General features: G+C 41.5%; 22 protein-coding genes. 15 read left to right on the forward strand and 7 right to left on the reverse strand.

The window, feature by feature from the left end:
- Positions 1–9: 9 nt before the first annotated feature.
- The 3 genes from P8596_RS12040 to P8596_RS12050 are packed head-to-tail and all read left to right on the forward strand — an operon-like array spanning position 10 to position 2,740.
- The gene (locus P8596_RS12040) at positions 10–933 is read left to right on the forward strand and encodes a C40 family peptidase (protein WP_279723997.1); all 924 of its coding nucleotides are present in this window, start codon (positions 10–12) and stop codon (positions 931–933) included.
- Entirely contained in the window at positions 930–1,934 is a 1,005-nt protein-coding gene (locus P8596_RS12045; RefSeq protein ID WP_279723998.1) for an ABC transporter ATP-binding protein, read from the forward strand. The genes P8596_RS12040 and P8596_RS12045 overlap by 4 nt, the downstream gene beginning before the upstream one ends.
- 17 nt (positions 1,935–1,951) lie before the next feature.
- Positions 1,952–2,740, forward strand: coding sequence for a serine hydrolase (locus P8596_RS12050; RefSeq protein WP_279723999.1), 789 nt, complete (start codon positions 1,952–1,954; stop codon positions 2,738–2,740).
- Positions 2,741–2,815: 75 nt separating this feature from the next.
- Here P8596_RS12050 and P8596_RS12055 read toward each other — a convergent pair whose 3' ends face one another.
- Complete coding sequence (locus P8596_RS12055) at positions 2,816–3,817, reverse strand: DUF3231 family protein (RefSeq protein ID WP_279724000.1); 1,002 nt, start codon at positions 3,815–3,817, stop codon at positions 2,816–2,818.
- A gap of 160 nt (positions 3,818–3,977) precedes the next feature.
- Positions 3,978–4,802 (reverse strand): STAS domain-containing protein, encoded by an 825-nt coding sequence (locus P8596_RS12060; RefSeq protein WP_279724001.1) that lies wholly within the window; start codon positions 4,800–4,802, stop codon positions 3,978–3,980.
- Positions 4,803–5,104: 302 nt separating this feature from the next.
- On the opposite strand from P8596_RS12060, the gene P8596_RS12065 reads away from it, so the two are divergent.
- A complete protein-coding gene (locus P8596_RS12065) occupies positions 5,105–5,650 on the forward strand; it encodes a helix-turn-helix domain-containing protein (protein ID WP_224520011.1) in 546 nt (181 codons plus the stop codon).
- Between the two features lie 74 nt (positions 5,651–5,724).
- Here P8596_RS12065 and P8596_RS12070 read toward each other — a convergent pair whose 3' ends face one another.
- On the reverse strand, positions 5,725–6,069 hold the full coding sequence (locus P8596_RS12070) for a DUF3889 domain-containing protein (RefSeq protein ID WP_397545320.1): 345 nt from the start codon (positions 6,067–6,069) through the stop codon (positions 5,725–5,727).
- A 256-nt stretch (positions 6,070–6,325) separates the two neighbouring features.
- On the opposite strand from P8596_RS12070, the gene P8596_RS12075 reads away from it, so the two are divergent.
- Entirely contained in the window at positions 6,326–9,403 is a 3,078-nt protein-coding gene (locus tag P8596_RS12075) for a GNAT family N-acetyltransferase (protein ID WP_279724002.1), read from the forward strand.
- A gap of 85 nt (positions 9,404–9,488) precedes the next feature.
- Positions 9,489–9,764, forward strand: coding sequence for a hypothetical protein (locus P8596_RS12080; protein ID WP_279724003.1), 276 nt, complete (start codon positions 9,489–9,491; stop codon positions 9,762–9,764).
- A gap of 87 nt (positions 9,765–9,851) precedes the next feature.
- Here the strand turns inward: P8596_RS12080 and P8596_RS12085 are convergent, their stop codons facing one another.
- Together P8596_RS12085 and P8596_RS12090 are read right to left on the reverse strand one after the other, a co-directional pair.
- Positions 9,852–10,052 carry a twin-arginine translocase TatA/TatE family subunit gene (locus P8596_RS12085; protein ID WP_254651512.1) on the reverse strand — a complete coding sequence of 67 codons (201 nt, stop codon included), beginning with the start codon at positions 10,050–10,052 and terminating at the stop codon, positions 9,852–9,854.
- A gap of 153 nt (positions 10,053–10,205) precedes the next feature.
- Complete coding sequence (locus P8596_RS12090; protein WP_279724004.1) at positions 10,206–10,532, reverse strand: hypothetical protein; 327 nt, start codon at positions 10,530–10,532, stop codon at positions 10,206–10,208.
- 211 nt (positions 10,533–10,743) lie between these two features.
- Between P8596_RS12090 and P8596_RS12095 the strand changes: the two genes are divergently transcribed.
- Positions 10,744–11,298, forward strand: coding sequence for an STM3941 family protein (locus tag P8596_RS12095; protein ID WP_224520006.1), 555 nt, complete (start codon positions 10,744–10,746; stop codon positions 11,296–11,298).
- A gap of 50 nt (positions 11,299–11,348) precedes the next feature.
- On the opposite strand, the gene guaC is transcribed toward P8596_RS12095, so the two are convergent.
- Complete coding sequence (gene guaC / locus P8596_RS12100; protein ID WP_305882345.1) at positions 11,349–12,332, reverse strand: GMP reductase; 984 nt, start codon at positions 12,330–12,332, stop codon at positions 11,349–11,351.
- 238 nt (positions 12,333–12,570) lie between these two features.
- On the opposite strand from guaC, the gene P8596_RS12105 reads away from it, so the two are divergent.
- Positions 12,571–13,119 carry a 2'-5' RNA ligase family protein gene (locus P8596_RS12105; RefSeq protein WP_279724005.1) on the forward strand — a complete coding sequence of 183 codons (549 nt, stop codon included), beginning with the start codon at positions 12,571–12,573 and terminating at the stop codon, positions 13,117–13,119.
- Between the two features lie 87 nt (positions 13,120–13,206).
- Here P8596_RS12105 and cypC read toward each other — a convergent pair whose 3' ends face one another.
- Entirely contained in the window at positions 13,207–14,454 is a 1,248-nt protein-coding gene (cypC, locus tag P8596_RS12110) for a CYP152 family fatty-acid peroxygenase CypC (RefSeq protein ID WP_254651515.1), read from the reverse strand.
- A gap of 154 nt (positions 14,455–14,608) precedes the next feature.
- Here cypC and P8596_RS12115 point away from each other — a divergent pair, with 154 nt between their 5' ends.
- The 7 genes from P8596_RS12115 (at position 14,609) to P8596_RS12145 (ending at position 21,792) form a co-directional block, all read left to right on the forward strand.
- On the forward strand, positions 14,609–15,034 hold the full coding sequence (locus P8596_RS12115; protein ID WP_397545319.1) for a MerR family transcriptional regulator: 426 nt from the start codon (positions 14,609–14,611) through the stop codon (positions 15,032–15,034).
- Positions 15,031–16,551, forward strand: a complete 1,521-nt coding sequence (locus P8596_RS12120; RefSeq protein ID WP_279724006.1) for a class I adenylate-forming enzyme family protein — start codon at positions 15,031–15,033, stop codon at positions 16,549–16,551. Before P8596_RS12115 ends, P8596_RS12120 begins: the two co-directional genes overlap by 4 nt.
- Positions 16,548–18,230, forward strand: a complete 1,683-nt coding sequence (locus P8596_RS12125; protein WP_279724007.1) for an acyl-CoA dehydrogenase family protein — start codon at positions 16,548–16,550, stop codon at positions 18,228–18,230. The genes P8596_RS12120 and P8596_RS12125 overlap by 4 nt, the downstream gene beginning before the upstream one ends.
- Positions 18,231–18,587: 357 nt before the next feature.
- A complete protein-coding gene (locus P8596_RS12130) occupies positions 18,588–19,139 on the forward strand; it encodes an Hsp70 family protein (protein ID WP_224520001.1) in 552 nt (183 codons plus the stop codon).
- A gap of 317 nt (positions 19,140–19,456) precedes the next feature.
- Entirely contained in the window at positions 19,457–20,326 is an 870-nt protein-coding gene (locus P8596_RS12135) for a cation diffusion facilitator family transporter (RefSeq protein WP_279724008.1), read from the forward strand.
- A gap of 151 nt (positions 20,327–20,477) precedes the next feature.
- On the forward strand, positions 20,478–21,308 hold the full coding sequence (locus P8596_RS12140) for an alpha/beta fold hydrolase (protein ID WP_279726998.1): 831 nt from the start codon (positions 20,478–20,480) through the stop codon (positions 21,306–21,308).
- A 19-nt stretch (positions 21,309–21,327) separates the two neighbouring features.
- Positions 21,328–21,792, forward strand: a complete 465-nt coding sequence (locus P8596_RS12145; protein WP_279724009.1) for a GNAT family N-acetyltransferase — start codon at positions 21,328–21,330, stop codon at positions 21,790–21,792.
- Positions 21,793–21,833: the final 41 nt, after the last annotated feature.

A 21,833-nucleotide genomic window follows, 5' to 3' on the forward strand; every position in this document is an offset into this window, starting at 1 on the left:
GGAAATCAAATGACGACTAAGGCACAAATTGCAGTACCTGTAGCAACTCTATGGACAAATAGTGATTCTGCACGTGACTTGGATACACCCGCCATAACCAATCCTGCTCATATTACAGATTGGTTGGACTCTTTAACGTATGATACGCGCTTAGCACTTTGTGATGAGAACCGTGTACAATCTCAAGCATTATTCGGTCAGGAAGTATTCGTGTTGGAAGAGAGTAACGGTTGGTCCCATGTCCTCATACCGGATCAATCATCTTCAAAAGACGGACGCGGGTACCCCGGCTGGATCCCGAGTGTTCAGCTAATACCGGGAGAGTCAGCCCAAGCGGACACATATGCCATTGTCATAAGTAAATTCACGGACTTGATCAATAAAGAGAATGAAGCCGAATTAGAACTCAGCTTTCAAACCATTTTACCGATTGTGAAAGAGCATGATGAATTAATAGAAGTGGAGACTCCTTTGGGCACAAGGTTTTTAAGGCAGACAGATATCATGGTATCTAAATCGAAAGTGAATGATCGAAGGGGAAGTGGCCAGGACATCGTCTCATCAGGAGAATTATTCCTTGATCTTCCTTATTTATGGGGCGGGATGTCAAGCTACGGGTTTGATTGCTCTGGATTCAGCTACACGATGTGCAAAACACAGGGGTACTTGATTCCACGGGATGCGAATGACCAGGCAAAGGAGGGGAGAGAGGTACCGTTGGATCGCTTATTACCTGGTGACCTCTTGTTCTTCGCATACGAGGAAGGAAAAGGCAGCATTCATCACGTTGCCATCTATTATGGTGAAGGTAAGATGATACACTCCCCCAACACCGGGAAAACAATAGAGATTCTATCATTTAATGGAACGTATTATGAAAAAGAGTTGTGCGCAGCCAGACGCTACTGGGAAGAAACGGAGGAATCCCCATGACGAATCATGCGTTACTCGAAGTGAAAGAATTGAAGAAATACTTCCACCTGGAAAAGGGAAAGACATTAAAAGCCGTGGACGGTATTTCATTTGATATATATAAAGGAGAAACCTTCGGATTGGTGGGGGAATCCGGTTGTGGAAAGTCCACGACCGGTCGCACCATTATCGGTTTATACGACCGGACAGAAGGGGAGGTCTTCTATGACGGTAAAAACGTACACAGACTTTCGGATAAGGAGAAACAATCATTTTACAGGAATATGCAGATGATCTTCCAAGATCCATATGCATCTCTGAACCCCCGCTCAACCGTAAGGGAAATCATCGCTGAACCTATGGAGGCACACAACTTATTCAAGGATAAAAGAAAGCAGATGGAACGCATTTATCAACTTCTGGAGGACGTAGGGCTTAATCGTGATCATGCCAATCGTTATCCTCACGAATTCAGCGGGGGACAGCGTCAACGTATTGGCATTGCAAGGGCACTTGCCCTTGATCCGGATTTCATTATTGCAGACGAGCCTATTTCTGCACTTGATGTTTCTGTACAGGCACAAATTGTAAATTTGCTAACGAAACTGCAAAAAGAAAAGGGCCTCACCTTTCTCTTTATTGCACATGACCTTTCGATGGTCAAACACATCAGTAACCGTATAGGTGTGATGTATCTAGGCCATATCGTTGAACTTACCGAAAGTAAAGAGTTATATAAGAAACCTCTCCACCCCTATACTCAGGCATTGCTTTCCGCGATACCGATTCCCGATCCGGATGTGGAGGATTCACGTGAAAGGATGATCATACAGGGAGAAATACCAAGTCCGATCAATCCCCCGACTGGCTGCGTGTTCAGAACCCGCTGCCCGGCAGCCATGGAAGCGTGTGCCACCCATAAACCTAAATGGCAGGAAGTAGAGGAAAGGCATTTTGTAGCTTGTCACCTTTACGACAAGGAAATCACAATGAAACATGACGAAGTGGCAGTCACAAAGTAAGGGAATGAAGAAAATAAATGAAGAATGTACTGGAATATAAAATAAGGGAAATAATGGTTCGCTGTAAAGGAAGGGTGAGCGTGGCCGTTGAGCTTCCATCCCACTCCTTCCACATTGATGGGGACCGCTCTTATTCAGCTGCCAGTTTAATTAAGATCCCCATTTTACTCGAAGCTTTCCGTCAAGCACAGGAAGGGGACATTTTCCTTAGTGATATAGTTACGATTCCTAAAGAGGGGAGAGTTGGCGGGGCTGGAGTTCTTGTGTCACTTTCAGATCAACTTACCCTAACTATAGAGGACCTTGTTACGCTTATGATCATCGTTTCCGATAATACTGCCACAAATTTTCTTATCGATCGGCTTGGTTCGAATGCCATACAAGAGCTTTGCCATTCATTAAAATTAAAGCATACCAGGTTTCTTAGGAAAATGATGGATTTCGAAGCTTTGGAGCATGGGGTGAATAACTATACCTCGGCACTCGATATCATTACCTGTTTGAAGGTATTGGACATTGGTAAGGAATACTGTCAGACGAGCAGGGTGAAAATGCTGCATATTTTAGGGCAGCAACAATTTGATACCAAAATCCCATCGAGAATGGACAGGGAAGCAGTATATATCGGAAACAAGACAGGAGAATTGCCCGGGGTTGAGCATGATTGCGCCATTATCAAGTTCCGGGAGAAAACGGCTTATATAGCGGTACTTATCGATGGACTAGGAGAGACCGAATCAGGGAAAGACACGATTGCTCAGATCGGGAAAATGATTTACGATTTTTTAATCAAAGATAACAGCTAAAAAAGCAGGTGAGCCATATGAATGATGGCACATCTGCTTTTGTCTGTTTTATGGCGAAAACAAAAACAATACAAACTATTTAAATAGCTTATTTCGATCTTCCATACTTGGAGGCTGTTCCATCCAACCGTTCTTGGCCATTATTTTACCTCCATCATGCCCATAAGCTAAAATGTCCTTTGCAGTCGACGCCAGCTTGACTGGAAGATCGCTGCGTAAGCTGAAAGCAGTCCCCAGGGCATTGCTCCCCAAGCCGAAATTAGTGAAAAGGGAGGTGCAATACATCATGAGCTTATCTGAAAAGGGCGCAACCGTTGAATCGGTTGCTTTCGCTCCGGGTGAAGAAGGGGCTTGGATATCACTTTCCAGCAGCAGTTTAGAATAGTCGCTTACGATTTTCTTTGATAATTCTTTTCCTTTAATGAAGTATTTCTTTACTTCCGATTCATTTGCCACCTGGGCAAAGCCCGTCATCATCTGCATTCCCAATGTATTTGATTCTATCCCAAAATAAAGGTAGGCAACTTCTACCGTATTCAACACCCTTTTATCCGAAAAGATGTTGAAACCAGCCATATAATTAGGACTTTGAGCAAATTCGATCGATTTTGGGAGTGTCACGGCAGGAGACCCAGGTAGAACATCCTTTTGGCGTAAGTAGTCCATGCACTTTTCATATACAGATTGAGTGAAGCCGGTCAACTCTTTGTATAAGAGGATAAGATCTTTCCGGTATGACATATTGACGTGTAACGTATGTAAGCCCATACTGATGGCTTTAAGCTGCCTAAGAAACACAATATCGAAATGGTGATCAAATAGTTTAGGAACCCCGGGATTTACATCCTCTTCGTTAAACCCGCGGGGAATCACACATCCCTCCTCTTCGAACAAAGAGGTTAGCCTTCCGACGTATTCTTTCACATTTGTATGTGTATCAACCAGGATATGTTTTGCTTCCTCATCGTCCGCTTTCTCTATTAAATACTCAAGTATACGCTGAGTCATTGTCTTTTGTTGATATGTCATCCACAAAGTAGCCAGCTCACTTGAACATAGCGCTTTCTTATCAGTCATGCACACCATCCTTTTTCATTCATTTCATTCCGAGTTGATCATGGTTCCTGGAAATTTCATATCCTCATTTTTCCTCTTGAACTAAAAAATATTCTCTAATGTATTAGATAGCGAAGGCAAAATTTGATTTGTGATGGAGCATGAAAAAAGCAAGAGCACCCTAACCCTTATGGATGCTCTTGCTTTTTTGTAAATGTATGAGGGCAGTATGGAGACTGGCGAATGTTGGGATATGCGTGATGACAATTCCCAGATTAACCATGGTTTGAGCAATTTCTGGTCGAATCCCTGTCAAAACTGCCTGAATTCCGGCTAATTTAAGGGCTGCCACCACTTTAAATAATTGGTCTGCCACCATCGTGTCAACAACCGTAACACCCGATAGATCAATAATCAGATAGTGTAAATCCATTGCAGACCCTTTTGTGAGGGCCCTTTCCATTAAATCTTTCGATCGTGAGGCATCAATGTCTCCAATAAGTGGAAGAATGGCAATCGAATTGGTCACCTTGACGATGGGGATGGACAGCTCAGCACTGATTGAATCCGAAAGGGGATGAGAATAAGCGATTGTGATTCGAAAAATGGCCAGGTCCACCCCTGTATGAAAGTGAGAAAGTAAATCGTAGAACGTTTCAATCGACAGCTCCTGATCGATCGCCTCTGCTTTAATCACTTCTCCGATCATTTTGCGAAAGTAATGAAGATCGTTTATCGCAACTTCAAGAGAAACGTCCAGCTGCTTGAATAGCGTAACAGAAGAACAAGCCCACTTTTCGATGTTTCCTGGATGCTTAGCCATTCGCAATGAATCAGCCAGTACCTCGATGGAATCGCCTCTCCACTTTCTAATGGATACTTCGACAATATTCGAATAGGAAGGGTCTATATTCGCTCTCTCCTGAATCAGCCCTGATTTTGACTCGACGATACGATTAATGAAATCAAGATATTTATCTTCGTCCTGAACGGCCTTCATAGGCATATGATAACCTCCTACTATTAATCAACTTTGAGGGTTGTCTAATTATGTAAATATATTTGGAAAAAAGAATAGAGGTAACCTTGGATTCTATGTTATGATTTTTAATAAAGAGTACAAAAGCAATGTTACTATTTGAGGAAGTAAGGTGTTTCATTGAAGAGGTGAAGGAATGATGTTTGATATATTCCTACCTATTTATTATACAGAAGATTCGCACTCAAAAAAGTGTCTGTTTAGACACTTTCTAACATGCAGTATTCATTTGTTGTTCTGTCATTATGGTTCAGAAGGGGGATTGAGGGTTGAATAAAAGAACTTGGCTTACTAAGTTGAGAAAAAGGAAAAAGATGACCCAGCAGGAAGTAGCTGCAAAAGCCTTTATTGAAAGATCCTATTATGCCCAAATTGAAAATGGAATCCGGAAACCCAGTGCTGAAGTGACGATCAAGTTAGGTCAAGTGCTGGATTTTCATGCTTCAAGTTTTAACCTGGAGGAGAATCCATTCTCCATCGCCTTACAAAATGCCCCTGTCATACTGGCTCATTGTGATACACAATTACGGTACACATGGATTTTTAATACTCCTGATCTCATTCCCGAAGATCATATCGGAAAAACAGATGTGGAGCTGGATGATAATGAAGGGAATCGTGCCCTGATGAAACTGAAGGAAGAAGTATTGATTGAAAAAATGCCCATCAGTCGTGTCATTACCCTTCCGTTGCCATCTGGTGAGATCACATACAATGTTTATGCTCACCCCCTTCTAAACGAGGATGGTGCCATTATTGGAGTTGCCACTGCTTCAACCGAAATACATAAGAACAGACCTAATGAAGAGATCTAATTGATATGGGCGGTGAAAGTGGCAAAAAGAGATCGAAGGATGAAGAATCCTTTGATCTCTTTTTTTGAAAAAAACTAGCGATCCGTTTCCCTAAATTTAATATCGAGAAGTTTCTCGGTTTCCGTTTCAAACTGAATATCAATAAACACTCCGAATTCTTTACCATTCTGCCTTAACCATAACTTGAACTTTTCGGTTGAAATCTTCGTTCCATGCTCTTTTCCAATGTGAAGGTAATCCACGATCTCAGCATTAGGATACCTTTCTTTCGTTTTTCTCACAGCCAGACTTCCCCATTTTGCATAAGACGGAATTTCCTGCTGAGCATGAAGGATATGAGTACCGTCCCCGATTGACAGGTTCGGCATGACCATCAAACAAAGAACAATTGAAACTAACCTGATCCATTTCAAAAGCATTACCCTCTTTTTATCTTGTAGGTTGTCTTGTCTGTCTGAAATTATTCCCTTTTTATGATTTGAAGACTAATGAATTATTTTTTTAGTTAGAATATTCTTTACTTAATCCGCATAAAATCTTACACTGTGGATGTGGGAAGAAAATCTTTCCAACACATTGAAAGGAGGCGATGACGATGATTTCAATCGTCGATGCAAGTCAAAATATCAATGATTATGAGGTTCTTTCAATTAAAACATAGCCTGGGAGGATATTATGAAGACAACGCTTCAGCAAGTGAAAATCGTAGAATATCATGAAGGATTAGCAAAAGGAATCGCCAAAATGTGGAATGAAAGTCGTGAAAACTGGGGCGGGGATTCCACCGTTACAACAGAACAGGATGTGAAGGACAAGGAAGAGAGTTCCACCAATCTTCATCTATTTTTAGCCATGGTAGGGGACGAGGTTGCAGGATACTGCGGACTTTCTGAATATCGTGAAGATGTAGGTGCATTATACATTCCGTTACTGAATGTCCATCCTAAATATCAAGGGTTAAAGATAGGTAAACAGCTTGTCTTAAAAGCCATTGAGAAGACGGTGGAATTACAGTGGCCACGATTAGACTTGTTTACCTGGCCTGGAAATACAAAAGCTGTCCCACTTTATAAGAAATGCGGATTTTTCTGGGAAGACCGTGATGATACCGTTCATTTAATGAATTTCATCCCAATGGTGCTTCAACTCGATCTATTGAAGCCTTTTTTCGAGAAACATGATTGGTATCAAACCAGTCAGCGTTTAATTGAAGTCAAACCGGATGCTTTGAAGGTTAATGAACATACGTATTATGAATACAAGTGGGAAGCCGATGAAGAGTTCGTCCGCATTCAATTTGAACGAACGGGACGGGGTATTCGTTTAATTGAAACACAGGATTATTTAGTTCAAATGAACGTACCGGAATTCAAACTTTTGGAAAATGAAGACCATTATGTAAACTATCATGTTGAAAATCGCAGCAAGGAGCCGATTGAAGTTTCAATTAAAGGTGTTTCCTCATCGATAGCTGAACATGATTTCGAAGATACCTATAAGGTCGAAAACAAATGGATCAGGGATTATACAGCGAAGGTTTCTATGCCTCAAAGTGACCCAGGTCCATGGAAAACCCACCCCACGATTGGGGCGGAAATCAAAATAAATAATCAAGCTCTTTCGCTGAAAATGGGGGTATATCCTAAGCAGGCAGGCAAAGTGAACATAAGATCTGTTAAAAAGAATTGGAGACCCCACAGTAAGGGAATCGTTTATCTCGACCTTGAAAGTCAGGTGCGCGAAGATACCACTTGGACAGTCAAATTACCTGAGAATAAAGTGATCTCTTGGGAAGAGCATGAGGTGAACGAGAAGATCGGCGCCAAGGGGAGAGTTTCCATCCCAATACCTGTTGAACTGTTGAAAAATGGGTTTTTATCAGAAGAAATAGTCGTAGAGGTCAAGTGGGAAAACGGACACCTCTCTACCTTTACGACTACTTTGAAATTTGCATTTCCCGGGTTCGGGGCGAAATTCGGCGGGGAAACAGACGAGCACTGGTTTGGATATAATGGACCGCACTATGTAGAGATCGAAAAAAGAAATCATATGGTGAAAATCGGCTCCACTGCTTTCACCAGGGATCCCATTTCCTTTTTCACTCCCAAATTGGGTAAACCATATAGCGAAGAGTTTTCAAAAAAAGAAGCCTCTTCCATTGAATTCATCGAGTTATCTGAGGCATTGGTTGTGAAAACATCACTCATTTCAGAAGCCTTTCCTTCCGTATTACTGAATTCATATTTCAAGATATATGGAGAGGGATTAGTGGAAGTCAAGCATGAGGTGGTCAATACAGGGGATCAGGAAAAGAAGAATCTTTCTTTGATTCAGCCGGTGTTCACAAGTCTGGAAGGCCTGTCAGTACCTCAAAATGAAGGGGTCTTGAAGTGTAATGAGTCCCTGGTTCCATTCGTCGAGTATATTGATGATAAAGCTATTTCAGAGCGATGGATGTTTCTCGAAGCATCCATAGGGGATACAATCGGTTTATCCTGGCCTGAGAATGCCATTGCCAGAAAAGATGATTGGCGAATAGGTTTGGAATATGATATGGATTTGATTCCTGCCCATGAGGAGCTATGTTTAGGTCCGATCCAGGTTGGGATCAACACTTCAAAACACTGGTCGAAGTGGCGTGAATTCATTGTAGGAGATGAAACCGAGCGGAAGGAACTCCCTCTTTATACTTTCGGAAAAGCAAATGGAGATGTTGTTTCTACTATCGGTGCCATAGAGGATTATTCATTCAATTCCATGATGACCCCTTATATTCAGGGGACTTTAACTGTTGGGCACGAGGGTGGTACGCTTGTGAAGGAAGTATTGAAAGATGATGCTCTCACTCAAGTGACTGTGGAAGTTGAACATAATTCCCCTGGAGTAAAATGGATCTCCGGAGATTTTTCGTCTAACAGTCAAACGGCGAGGGTGGATTCCTTGAAATTTGTTAAAGGAAAAAGCGATGTGAAGATCGGACAACATAATGATATTTGGTCTGTTGATAATGGGGTGGTGTCGTTTAAGGCCTCATCGGATTACTATCCTGGAATTTATTCATTAAGTATGAATGGAAGGGAAGCACTCGATCATCAATACCCGACCCCGGGACCCCGTGCCTGGTGGAACCCATGGGGCGGTGGGATTGCCTACTCCTTCCGAAATATCAGTGCGTATTCCATGCTGAAAGAGAAGACAACGATTGAATCAGTGACGAAGGTGGATCATAACGGTCATCGTTGGTCAGGCCTCTGTTTAACTACAGAGTTTAAGCAGCATGAGAAAATGAAAGGTGTCATTCTTCACCAATACGCCTTGACCCTGCCGGAAGTACCGGTGCTTACCGTTTATGCAGAAATTCATCAACATTCAGGGCAAACGATTGAGAAAGAATTACTCGATCTGGATGCTTTCTTCAAGTTGGGAGAAACGTTACAAACCAGTTACATTACACTTCCTTCGGAGGGAATCTTCCATAAATACTATGGAGGAGCGGAAGAATTCGTCTTAAGGGATACACCGTTTGCCGTGTTGGGATCTGACGAACGGGAAGAGATGATAACGTTTGTTCATCCAGCTAATAGAAAGATGTCAGAAGCGTATATTAACCAAGACGCGCTTTTAGTAGCATCCACTAAAGAGTGGTCTTCTCCCACTGGGAAAATCATAAAGGTAGATCCAAGTATCCTCTTCTACGGAGAACTGAAGGATACCCAAAGCATTAAAACATTACAAAACATCAAATTCAATTAATTCAGCACGAACTTGCCTGCACTCAGGCAGGTTCGTGTTTTTTAGAGGGGAGGCTTCCAAGCTATTGACGCTTGAGGGGACGAAAATGGTGGCAGCACGCGATTATTTTGATAGTGGTGCACAGGAAGTGGGTGTTGCATTCCGGAAACTATTGAAGACCGATCCACTGCACCCATCAGCTAAGAATAGAATTCGCAGGTGGACACTTGGTGATATCATCACAGCAATCGGCACTACCGGCTTAACCATTACTCAATTAGAAGAGGAAGCCGGAATAAGATGGGCGTTTCCAGCCAAAGCGCCTATAGGAATTGAAGATAACATACCTGGTTTATTCACAATCATTGCAGAGAAAAAATAGCGGAAAGGAATAAAATAGGGACGGACCTCTTAGAGAATAATAATGACGAAAGAATCATCACTCCTAGAGGTCCGTCCCTTGTAATGGTTACATATTATTGTTCTTGTCTTCCTGATTTGAAGGCGGCTGATTTTGTTGTTCTTCGTCTTCCATTATTCCACTTACTGCCTTTTTGAATTCTTTGAGGGTAGCACCGGCGGCTTTTCCAAGCTCTGGCAGTTTGCTTGGTCCAAAGAATAAAAGCGCAACAAACAGTATAATCGCTATTTCACCGAATCCCAGATTCATCGTATATTCCTCGCTTTATTGAAAGTCGTATAATTTAACATTCATCTATCTCCAGTCGAATATCTTCAATTTATATTAGTAAAATGCAGGACAAATAATCTCTTTTCTGTCAGAAACAAACTTATTAACAATGATGAAAAAGGAATGTAAGGTTCAGAGGTAATTTGAATGGGACCTGACCACTTCTAGAAAACCCAACGAATCGGGAAGAACTTCAAAGCAAAATGGACGTTGTTCGAAAGCCTTCATGCCGAAGTCCGAGTCAAAGGTAATGGTCATTTTATTAAGAGGAATATCATCTTGTTTATGGACGAGAGAAGGGGCCGTGTCGGGAATCATGGCTTCATCTGCTAGAAACAGGTGATCCGAAATGGTAGGCTCATCATCAAAGCTTGATAATATGGATTGATGTGACTGTTGTTGAATCGGATTGGTCATAAATGCCATACACAAAAGCACCATTAACATAAGTCTCGCCATTGTTCCTTCACCTCCCAAGATCATATTACACTTAATTATAGCTATAATTTTTTTGGTGTCTATAAACATTCAGAGGGACGGACCTCGGGAAGAAGGAAGGAAAGAGCCCGCCTTCAATCCTTCAGAGGTCCGTCCCTCAAATGTTAGGTTTAAATATAGTAATTTCGGGTATAAGAGATTGGATATGTATATTTATGGAAGGGGACTGGTCATGGAGGAGAAGGTTGTTGATTTTTATGAATCTAAGAAGAAGTTGAGTTTGATTGCGGTTGGATGTGTGTTGTTTGTTCTATTGTGTTTGTATTTAACGTATGAGTTTTTCTTTATTGATACGAACTATATGATAGGGGGGATTGTTGCGTTAGGAGGAGTGTTTTTTCTCTTTTGTTTGATTCAGATCTTTAAGAAGCTCTCTAATGATGTACCTCATGTAAGCATGACTATGGAGCATTTGGTTTTATATGTGTTGCCTGATGAACCCGTTCACATTCGCTGGGAAGATATTGAAAGCTATGTTCCTTACGAAATTTACCGGAATTCTTTTATTGGGCTCGTTCTGATCGATGAAGAGGAATACCGCGACAAGATGCCTGATAAGCTAAAACGCATGTCCAGGATGAATGTGAAAATGGGGTATCCACAATACAATATTGTAATAGGAAATTTAAAAAAGCCACAAAAATTACTCCAAGAATTGAATAGTCGAATTCCTCATGCGAATGTGGTTACTGCAGGAAAGACTGTTTCTCCTACGAATTCATTGTGATATAACCAAAAAAGGTGAGCAAACATTGCCCACCTTTCACCTTTTAAAGATTAATATACTTTATCCCCATTAAAGATCGAATTCTTAACCACGACGTAATCTACAGTACGGATGGATTCAAGTTTTGTTCCCCCGGCATAGGAAATGGAGGATTGAAGATCTTGTTCCATTTCAATCAGGGTGTGTTCTAATGAACCTTTATGTTCAACATACATTTTCTTTCCTTCAACGTTTTTCTTTTCACCTTTTTGAAATTCGGATGCAGATCCAAAGTATTCTTTGAATAGTTTACCGTCTTTTTCAATCGTTTCTCCAGGAGATTCTTCATGGCCGGCAAAAAGGGATCCGATCATCACCATAGTGGAACCAAAGCGGATTGATTTTGCAACATCACCATGGGTACGGATGCCTCCATCCGCGATGATAGGTTTAGTAGCCGCTTTAGCGCACCATCTCAGTGCAGCCAGCTGCCATCCACCTGTACCAAAGCCTGTTTTGATCTTTGTAATACAAACCTTACCCGGTCCGATTCCAACCTTGGTAGCATCGGCCCCGGCATGTTCTAATTCTCTTACGGCTTCTGGTGTACCAACATTCCCGGCAATCACAAAGCTTTCAGGTACATGCTTTTTAATATGTTGAATCATATTGATGACGGCATTGGAATGGCCGTGTGCAATATCGATCGTAATGAATTCAGGGACAAGCTTTTCTTCAGCAAGCTGTTCGACAAAGACGTACTCTTCTTCCTTTACCCCTACTGAAATAGAAGAGATCAATCCACGTGACTTCATATCTTTAATGAATGACACACGCTCTTCAGGATTAAAACGATGCATAATATAGAAATAATTATTTTCAGCTAAATAGACAGCGATTTTTTCATCAATAATGGTTTGCATATTGGCTGGGACTACTGGCAGTTTAAACGTATGTCCACCCAGTGTTACACTCGTATCACATTCAGAACGGCTGTTAACCACACATTTTGCAGGAATTAATTGAATATCTTCGTAATCAAATACATTTTCCATCATTACACCCCTAAACACGAATATTAAAGTTTGTTTATTTTATAAATGTTCGTCCATAAGGTAATTTACATCATTTTCTTACCGATGTCAAAGATTTTATTAAATTTTAGGATATATACAAACTATTCATGTAGTAAATCTTTAAGCGTTTACATTTGGTTTATCTTGAGGGAGACTGTGTTAGAGTTAGACATACCGGATATGTTACATTCCGTATGTGAAGAAAGGTGGTTTGCCTATGTATTGGGTCATCGCTCTATTCGATGAGCAAACAGAAGAGCTGATTAAAGGGATTTGGAAAGAACTAGCGGTTAAGGACATTTCTTATTATGAAGAAGAAATCAAAGATGCCCGTCCTCATATTACATTAGGCAGTTACACGGAATTAGACAAAGAGGCATACATAGATTCTTTAGAAACCTTTTATGAACATACCGCATCTTTCCGCATCACATTTAATACAGTAGGATCTTTTTTGAACTTCGGCACTCTTTTTCTTTCCCCAACCGTTACGAGGGAGCTTCTGGACTTTCACTCGTCTCATTACGATTATTTTCATTCTTTTAAACGGAAGGCCAATCCACTTTATCTTCCTGGAAATTGGATTCCACACTGTACTTTGGCCAATAAACTTTCCCCTGAAAAATTAGCCGAGGGATTCGAGCACTGTTTAGGAAGGGGAGACACGATTAAAGCAAAGATAAATGGTGTAGCCATTATAGAATTATTGGATGATCCAGAGGATTGTATGAATGCTCCCATCATCTATACTAAATCATTTAGGTAGAGTGCAATATTTTGTATCAAACAGCGAGAGGCGGAATGATACCCCGCCTCTCGCTGTTTGATATTGCAGAGTGCAAACGCAACAAAGTTATTTATTGTATACCTTCTTCATCACGAAACCACTTTTCGGAAGCGTTGGGATTTCCCGGAGACTATAGCTCATATCCTGCTTCGGCAGCTCATAGTTAAGATGCTTACTCATGAAGGAGAAGCTCGCTTTCATGACTTCAATTGTCGGCCATTCACCTGGACAACGATGACCGGTATCATAATCTCCACCGCCTTGTGGGACCAGTTCATAGATACTGCCCTTGTAATCCTTGAACCGCCCGGGTTCGAAATGATCAGGGTTCTCCCAGATCCGGGGATCATGATTCGTACCATACAAATCAAGCATCACCATTTGACCTTTTTTAAAATGATATTGCTGCCATTCAAAATCCTTGGTTGTCAGGGCAGCCAGAAAAGGGAAGAAGGGGTAGTAGCGACGCACTTCCTGAACGAAACATCGGAGGTCTTCGTCATGAGAATGAATCTTTTCTTTCCACTCCGGATTTTCCTCAAGTGCAACAGCGCCAAACACCAGATAACGTGATATGGCTACAAGAGGGCGAATGACATTTATTAATTCGACTGCTGCCACTTGTTTATCAAGAAGGTCCCCGTTCAGGTCTTGGTGGAAAGCCATTTCGTAGAGGGCAGACCCTTTCCTGGTTTCTTGCTGCCCTTGACGCACCATATGAATGACGCTTTCAATCCATTTTTCCAATCGATTCCTTGCCCGTAGACTTGCAAGATACTGGGGGCCGATTTTTGATGCACCTTCAATTAATCTGTTTAAATCTTTGGAGCGTTTTGGTACTGCTTTCTCTTCGATTGGTATACCAGCCCATTCACATCCAACCTTTGTAAGTAACTCCAGGGATTCCTTGAAAAGATTGACTTTATTCTTTTTCTCCCACTTACGTGTATATGCATCCCACTGTCGAGTCGTCAATTTGTGCAATTCATCGAGTCCTTCTGGTGTCATCAGTGACATAAACAAACGTTTCCTGTGTTCATGAGACTTTCCATCTAACGTCTGGACCCCGCCTTTTCCAAAGAGTGTGTTCAGTATGTGAGGAGGCATCGCTCCATTCCTCTTCATCTTTTCATTATCATAGAACAGTTTCACACCTGATTCACCGCTTAGAAGAGCGACCTTCTTACCAAGAACTTTTGTTTCATACACATCTAGATGATGCTTCTGAGTACGTTTTTGAATAAACTCATAACCATCCATAAAGATCGACAATGTTCGGTCAATTCCTTTATCTTTCGGTACTTGAACTGGCATTATGTATTCACATCCCCTTCTATTTGATTATTTTGTACTTTCCCACCTTTCTTATGAAAATAAACCCCACTCTTAAGCTATTCATTTTTTGGGAGACCGAAAAGTAGTTATTTTTAAAAAATCGGTTGAACTTTACGTCAACGTCAATGATAAAATGAAAGTATCAAAATTTTCAAACAAAGAGTTGATGATGATGCCTTATACCATTTCCCAATTAGCAAAGGAGTTCAACGTAACGACACGTACTATCAGATATTATGAGGAACTTCGTTTATTAAAGCCTGAAAGGAGTGATTCAGGGAGGAGACTATACTCCAAGAGTGATGTCACCAGACTTACATTAATATTCCGTGGAAAGCGCTTCGGTTTTACTTTAGAGCAAATCAAGGAAATGATTCACCTGTTTGATCAAGATCGAAGTGGAAGGAAGCAATTGGAACGCACAGTCGAATATGGGAACATGAAAATAAAGGAGATAACCACTTTCATACAAGAACTAGAAACAATGAGAAATGAAATGGAAGACTTAAGGGATGACTTCCTTAAAAAATTAAACGAGTCAGGGGAGAACCGAGAATGAATATCTCAGAATTATTATCTCGAAATTCCAGGAAATATCCAACACGGAAAGCGGTTGTCACAGAGGGCGAAGAGATGACTTACAGGGAGTTGAATGAAAAAGTCAATCAGTTGGCCAATAGCTTGAAAATGCGGGGGATAGGTGTTGGGGATAAAGTGATGCTGTTCATGCCGAACACAGCGGAATTTGTCCTCAGCTACTTCGCAGTCCTGCGGTTGGGGGCGATCATAGTCCCTGTTAATGCAAAGCTTTCTTCTGATGAATTATCATTCATAGTCCATCACAGCGATGCCCGAGCCATCCTTGCCCATGAGCGGGTTTGGGAAACGGTAGAAAGCATTGATCCCGGTAATCTCTTATGTGTGAAGACAGGGAAGACACGGGGATCATGGAAGTCATTTGTGGATATCTTGAATGAAGGGAGTAAAGAAGAAGTTGACTGCACAATGAGTGAAGAGGATGATGCTACCATCCTTTATACTTCCGGTACGACAGGTCAACCAAAAGGCGTACTCTTCACTTACCGAAACATTTTAACGGTATCCATCATGATGTGTGTGGAATTTGAGATGAAACCCGAGAGCAGGATTCTCCATATGATGCCTCTCAGTCATTCTGCTCCACTTCATCTATTCCTGATAGCGGGTACATATGTAGGAACCACCCATATATTATCACCGACCTTTACCCCTGAGAATCTACTTAAGTTGGTAGAGCAAGAACAGATCACCCACTTTTTCGGCGCGCCGGTCGCCTACTTATTTACATCTAAACTGCCTAACATCCATACGTATAATCTTTCTTCTATGAAATATTGGGTCTATGGCGGAGCACCCGTCTCCGGTGCAGAAATTGCATATATTAAAGAAAGGTTGGGGACGGACCTCCTCCATTGTGTTTATGGTCTGACAGAAGCTGGACCCAGCGGAACCCTGTTAGCAGCAGATGAACATCACCAAAAAGGGGGGAGTATCGGGAAGAGAGGGGCCCTCGGAACAGAAATTAAGATTGTTAACGAAGCGGGGAAGCCAGTGGACACGAATGAGGTGGGAGAAATTCTCCTATATGGAGAAGGTAATATGAAAGGATACTATAAAGATCCGGAGAAGACGGAAGAAGCCTTTATCAATGGATGGTTGAAAACGGGAGATCTTGCCAGAGTGGATGAACAAGGATATATATGGGTGGTGGACCGCAAGAAGGATATGATCATTTCCGGTGGGGTAAACGTTTATCCTAAAGAAATTGAAGAACTGCTTGTGGAGCATCCGGCTATTTCTGAGGTGGCAGTCGTTGGAGTCCCCCATCCTGAGTGGGGGGAAACTGTTAAAGCGTATGTCGTCAGTTCGCTATCCTCGAATGAACTTTCCACGGTATGTAATGAATTCCTGAAGGGTAAACTGGCAAGTTATAAAACTCCAAAACTCTATGAATCCTTGCATGCACTCCCGCGTAATGCAACAGGCAAAATACTGAAACAGCCTTTACGGGATATGATTCAGGAGGTGAATCTATGAGAAAGCTGGAAAATTTTTATCAGGAAGATCCTCATTTAAAAGAAATCCTTGAAAGCTATCTGGATAAAGATTTTTTTACGTGGGCCGACCATGAGCTGAACACTTTCGGCGAGCTTTGTGCAGGTGAAATTGATGAACGGGCCGTCCATACGGATCGTGAGGGACAGCCTAAGCTTATTAAATACAACAGATTCGGAGAAGAGATTTCTGAAGTCTGGGTGAATGAAGGATATAAGAAAACAGTTGAACAAACATACAATAAAGGAATTGTCGGGTATATCCATAAAGAAATACCCGGGCTTGGGACGAAAGGAAATTATATGTATTCCTATGCCCAGGGATATCTTTTATCTCAAAGCGAGCCCGGTTTCTATTGCCCGGTCACCCTTTCCATGGCAACGGCCCTCCTTCTTGAGAGGTATGCATCTCCTGATGTGAAAGCCAGGTTCCTTCCACATGTCCTTTCATCGGGAGAAGTTGAATTATATGAGGGGGCGACTTTTTTAACTGAGAGACAGGGAGGGTCTGATGTCGGCGCAAATGAAACAAAGGCCCTTCAAGATGGTGAATCCTATCAGCTATGGGGAGAAAAATATTTTGCCTCCAATTCAGGGATGTGTGGAGTGACAATGGTGCTCGCTCGGATAGAGGGATCCGGTAAAGGAACAAAGGGACTTAGCTTATTTGCTGTCCCGTGGAGAAACGATGATGGCTCCCTAAATGGGATCCACATTCGAAGGCTGAAGGATAAGTTGGGTGTCCGGGCAGTGCCTTCAGCGGAGGTGGAGTTCAAAGGTGCAAACGCCTATCTGGTTGGAGAACCGGATAGAGGCATCTACTATATGATGGAAGCACTTAATTTATCCCGGATTTGCAATGCCATTGCATCGATCGGCATTATGAGAAGAGCCTATCTCGAAGCAAGAAATTACGCATTCCATCGTGAAGCGTTCGAACAGCCTCTGGCTCACTTTCCGATGATAAAAGAATCTTTGACCCGTCTTGCCTCTAAACAGGAAGTGGAAACCAGTGCCGTGTTCCATCTCGTTCACTTGTATGATCGAGTCGTGTCCGATGACATTCCTACAACAGAGGAAGAATCTGTTCTACATCGTTTGCTGATTGCCATACTGAAGAAAGAATCAGCGGAGCAGGCGATTCACTTTTCTCATGAAGCAATCGAACTTCATGGTGGAAATGGGTACATTGAAGATTTCGTCCTTCCGCGTTTACTCAGGGATGCCCAGGTATTGACGGTATGGGAAGGTACAGCCAATATTCTAGGACTCGAAGTTCTGAGATTAATGAATAAACACCGGGCTCATGTATACTTTTTAGCCAAAATGAAAAAAGAGCTATCCCTTGTTCCAGAAGAATTCATTTTGTTAACGATTCCCGTGACAGAAGGGATCTTAAAACTGGAACAACTATTGACACTAGTGACCACGTCCAATCATGATACACAAACCTATCATGCGAAGAGGATAGCAGAACTGATGGTCCATATTTTCGAAAGTGTAGTGGCACTTAAAGATGCCTATACGTTTGGCGGAAAAAGAAAACGTATGATTGCAGAGGTTTTTATCGAGCACACATGGAAAACAACAGAATGGATGGATGAAGAAATGAAATCCGTTCAATACTTCGACGAAATAGTCGGGGGAAAAGTAATGGTTTAAATAAAAAAATCCCGGGCAACGTCCAGGGATTTCTTTTTATTTTTCACAGCAGCAGGGACAATCACATTCTTTTTTCGTTTTACACGTACAGCGGTCACAAGGACATTCTTTCTTTACCAAGAATGACACCTCCTTTATGCAATAGGTTATTATTCATCGTTTCCAAAACACTGAATTCCATACACATTTTAGAAACAGAATACCCACGTGTTAATAGTTAACGTCAAAGTACGGAAATCAGCATGTCTACATAAAAAAATTACAATTAATACTAAATGATATCCATTTGTTTACAAATATTAAGTTATAAGGTAATATATGTAATTGTAGGAACGAATGAATGGGGAGGAATTACAGATGAAAAAATTGATGCTACCCTTTTTCTTGCTATCTATGAGTTTATTTATTGCTGCATGCAGTAGTGATGAAGGTAGTACAGAGGAAAAAGAGTCAAACACTGAAGCAACTGAAGAAAGTGCAAAATCGGACGAGATGGAAATGAAATCCGCTCTATTAGACTTTCAAAAAGAAATCATCAACACAGTGAATGCCAATGATTCAGCTATTTACACGTTTGAATCGGCAAAAGCTAAAGAAGAGGATAAACCAAGTGCAGAAGAGATTGCCAAACTTAAAACCGATGCTGAAAGTTCTGCTAAAACCGTAGCTGAAGACGTTCAAGGGCTGGAAGTACCTGCTGCGTTGGATTCAAAGAAAGACGAAATTCAAGGCGCATTGGACGATCTTGCAAAATCATATGAAACCAGAGCTGCAAATCTTTCAGACGAAGCAAACGCAGAATACACAGAATCTGATGAACAATTTGCATCATTTGAAGAAAAAATGGCTGCAGTTTATGAAGAAGCTGGATTGACTAAGCCTAGTTTTTCAGCTGATATTGTAGATTAATAGTACAGAAAAAATATAGATTAGACTCAGATTTTTGACTCATTCGGGCGAAACTAAAGTTTCGCCCGCTTTTCAGCAAAGCTGAAAAGTAGCCCGTGTAGAAAGGCTAAATGAATCAAAAATCGTTATAGTATATATATCTATTTTAGGACTGCATACGCAGGCCTATTTTTTATACCTTCACAAAAGTTTGCTCCTGGAAACATTGTTCACCTCTTCATATTAAGATAGCTTCACTAAAGAAGGTTGCTATAGACCCACATGGGAAGAGGTTGCTATGATATTCAGGTACATATTAAATGTGGAGGAAAATGATCGTGAACCAAGAAAAATATGATCAGTTAAAACTGGGTGAACGTGGTGCACTGATAAGCATTATCGCCTATATAATGTTATCAATTATTAAATTCCTCATTGGAACATCAGCAGGGTCGGAGGCATTACGTGCTGACGGCTTGAACAATGCCACGGATATCGTGGCTTCCGTTGCGGTACTTATCGGCCTAAGGTATTCAAGGAAGCCAGCCGATCAAGATCATCCTTATGGGCATTGGAAAGCGGAAAGTGTAGCCTCTTTACTGGCATCCTTTATTATGATGGTAGTGGGGATACAGGTGCTATACAATGCGATTCAATCTGTATTTGACGGAAAAACCCAGGCACCGGATCTAATTTCCGCATGGACTGGTATTGGGGCTGCAATCGTCATGTACCTTGTCTATAGATACAACAAAAAATTAGCACAGAAAATTAATAGTCAATCCCTTATGGCTGCAGCAAAAGATAATCTCTCAGATGCATGGGTAAGCATCGGCACGGTGATCGGTATCCTTGGTGCTCAATTTTATCTGCCTTGGTTGGATCCCCTCACGGCAGTCATTGTCGGCCTTCTCATCTGTAAAACCGCATGGGGCATTTTTATAGAAGCTTCCCATTACTTAACGGACGGATTCGATGAAGAGCTTATAGAATCGTACGAAAAGACCGTCCTCGATCTCCCCGGGGTTAAAGGTGTAAAAGATATTCGGGCAAGAAATTATGGAAACAACACTGTCGTGGATGTAGTGATTCTGGTGAGGTCCACCCTCGATATAAAACAGGCACATGATATTTCAAGCGAGGTAGAAGAAGAATTGATGAATAAGCATGAGGTGTATGATGTGCACGTTCATGTGGAGCCGAATTAAAAGCGCTTCACTTCGAAAGGCCCTGCTTAGGGTCTTTTTTAGGTTCAAATCCATTTCAACCCTTTTTTCAAAACTTAGCATGAATATGTTGGATGATAATGGTAAGATAAAAGAATAAGAGACGGAAAGAAATACATAGGGGATGAACACCATAAAACGTTATTTTATTCAAAAACAACTCCAGCAAATACACATATCGGAATGGGGAGATCCTGCGAAACCAGTGATTTTTTGTCTTCATGGATTGGGAAGCACAGGACTCAGCTTTATAGAAATAGCGAACGATTTAGAGAAAGACTATAGAATCATTTCCATCGATGCACCTGGTCATGGAAAGACTGCCCCATTTGAACGCGGGGAAAATTATGAAATGAATAACATGGCCGAATGGCTGAATGAAGTGATTGAGCTCCTTGAAATCGATTCATTCTATTTCCTGTCTCATTCATGGGGGAGCTTTGTAGCGCTATTTTATGCAGCCAAATATCCCGATAAGATCAGCGCATTGATGTTGATCGATGGAGGTTATCAGGGAAAACGGCATTCACAACAAACCGTAGAAGAAGAAGTCGCTTATTATGAAAAAGATTTTGAACAGACATGGGGAACCTGGGAAGATTTCCTCACCCTCGTTAAGAGTGAAACGTTAAATTGGTCTTCTTTAAAGATGGTGGCCGCTCAAGATCTTTCCCTTTATCATGACCAGCAATATTATTGGCATGCCCGTGGGGAGACAGCTGCTCACATCATCCGTGCCATGCACAAAGATGAGGCGGAGGATATTTATCACAAAATTGAAAATCCGGTTTTATTATTAAGAGCATCCCTTCCTGAAAATCTTGCTGAAACCCGTAAAAAGACAGCCGACAACTTTAAGGTACAGGTAAGGGGAGAAGTAAAGTGCATTCCGGATACGACCCACCTTCTTCATTGGGACCGTCCTGAAATAGTAGTAAGGGAAATAAGACAGCGCTGGAAATAAGTAAAGGAGGAATCACTCTATGATTACATTAAAAACGATGACAGAGAACGAATATCATGATTGGATAGAAGAGTCCATCAAGGAATATGCAGAAGAAAAAACGAAGGCAGGCAATTTCAAGAAAGAAACGTCCCTGGATCAAGCAGAGGAGGAATTCAATAAACTATTACCGGAGGGAAGGGAAACAAAAGATCATTATTTATTTACCCTGTTTCATGAAGAAAGGGAGGAAATAGTAGGCAACTTATGGGTTCATTTAAATGATGAAGCAAAGGAAATATTTATATATGATATTAAGATCCATGAAAGTAAAAGGGGATCAGGTTATGGGAAGGGAGCTTTAGCGTCATTGGACTCGTTTGCCAGGGAAAAGGGTATCCCGAAAATATCCCTCCATGTATTCGGTCATAACAAAATAGCTATATCCTTGTATCAAAAAACAGGTTATGAAGTAACAAATGTGTTAATGTCCAAATCGCTTTAAAACAAAAGGGCACCTGTTCATACGGTGTCCTTTTCCACATA

This window comes from Rossellomorea sp. DA94 (assembly GCF_029834455.1).
GTDB lineage: Bacteria > Bacillota > Bacilli > Bacillales > Bacillaceae_B > Rossellomorea > Rossellomorea vietnamensis.

Coding starts and splice junctions, on each gene's coding strand:
- P8596_RS12040 (WP_279723997.1), top strand. CDS start 10: ATGACGACTAAGGCACAAATTGCAGTACCTGTAGCAACTCTATGGACA.
- P8596_RS12045 (WP_279723998.1), top strand. CDS start 930: ATGACGAATCATGCGTTACTCGAAGTGAAAGAATTGAAGAAATACTTC.
- P8596_RS12050 (WP_279723999.1), top strand. CDS start 1,952: ATGAAGAATGTACTGGAATATAAAATAAGGGAAATAATGGTTCGCTGT.
- P8596_RS12055 (WP_279724000.1), bottom strand. CDS start 3,817: ATGACTGATAAGAAAGCGCTATGTTCAAGTGAGCTGGCTACTTTGTGG.
- P8596_RS12060 (WP_279724001.1), bottom strand. CDS start 4,802: ATGCCTATGAAGGCCGTTCAGGACGAAGATAAATATCTTGATTTCATT.
- P8596_RS12070 (WP_397545320.1), bottom strand. CDS start 6,069: ATGCTTTTGAAATGGATCAGGTTAGTTTCAATTGTTCTTTGTTTGATG.
- P8596_RS12075 (WP_279724002.1), top strand. CDS start 6,326: ATGAAGACAACGCTTCAGCAAGTGAAAATCGTAGAATATCATGAAGGA.
- P8596_RS12080 (WP_279724003.1), top strand. CDS start 9,489: ATGGTGGCAGCACGCGATTATTTTGATAGTGGTGCACAGGAAGTGGGT.
- P8596_RS12085 (WP_254651512.1), bottom strand. CDS start 10,052: ATGAATCTGGGATTCGGTGAAATAGCGATTATACTGTTTGTTGCGCTT.
- P8596_RS12090 (WP_279724004.1), bottom strand. CDS start 10,532: ATGGCGAGACTTATGTTAATGGTGCTTTTGTGTATGGCATTTATGACC.
- P8596_RS12095 (WP_224520006.1), top strand. CDS start 10,744: ATGGAGGAGAAGGTTGTTGATTTTTATGAATCTAAGAAGAAGTTGAGT.
- guaC (WP_305882345.1), bottom strand. CDS start 12,332: ATGGAAAATGTATTTGATTACGAAGATATTCAATTAATTCCTGCAAAA.
- P8596_RS12105 (WP_279724005.1), top strand. CDS start 12,571: ATGTATTGGGTCATCGCTCTATTCGATGAGCAAACAGAAGAGCTGATT.
- cypC (WP_254651515.1), bottom strand. CDS start 14,454: ATGCCAGTTCAAGTACCGAAAGATAAAGGAATTGACCGAACATTGTCG.
- P8596_RS12115 (WP_397545319.1), top strand. CDS start 14,609: ATGAAAGTATCAAAATTTTCAAACAAAGAGTTGATGATGATGCCTTAT.
- P8596_RS12120 (WP_279724006.1), top strand. CDS start 15,031: ATGAATATCTCAGAATTATTATCTCGAAATTCCAGGAAATATCCAACA.
- P8596_RS12125 (WP_279724007.1), top strand. CDS start 16,548: ATGAGAAAGCTGGAAAATTTTTATCAGGAAGATCCTCATTTAAAAGAA.
- P8596_RS12130 (WP_224520001.1), top strand. CDS start 18,588: ATGAAAAAATTGATGCTACCCTTTTTCTTGCTATCTATGAGTTTATTT.
- P8596_RS12145 (WP_279724009.1), top strand. CDS start 21,328: ATGATTACATTAAAAACGATGACAGAGAACGAATATCATGATTGGATA.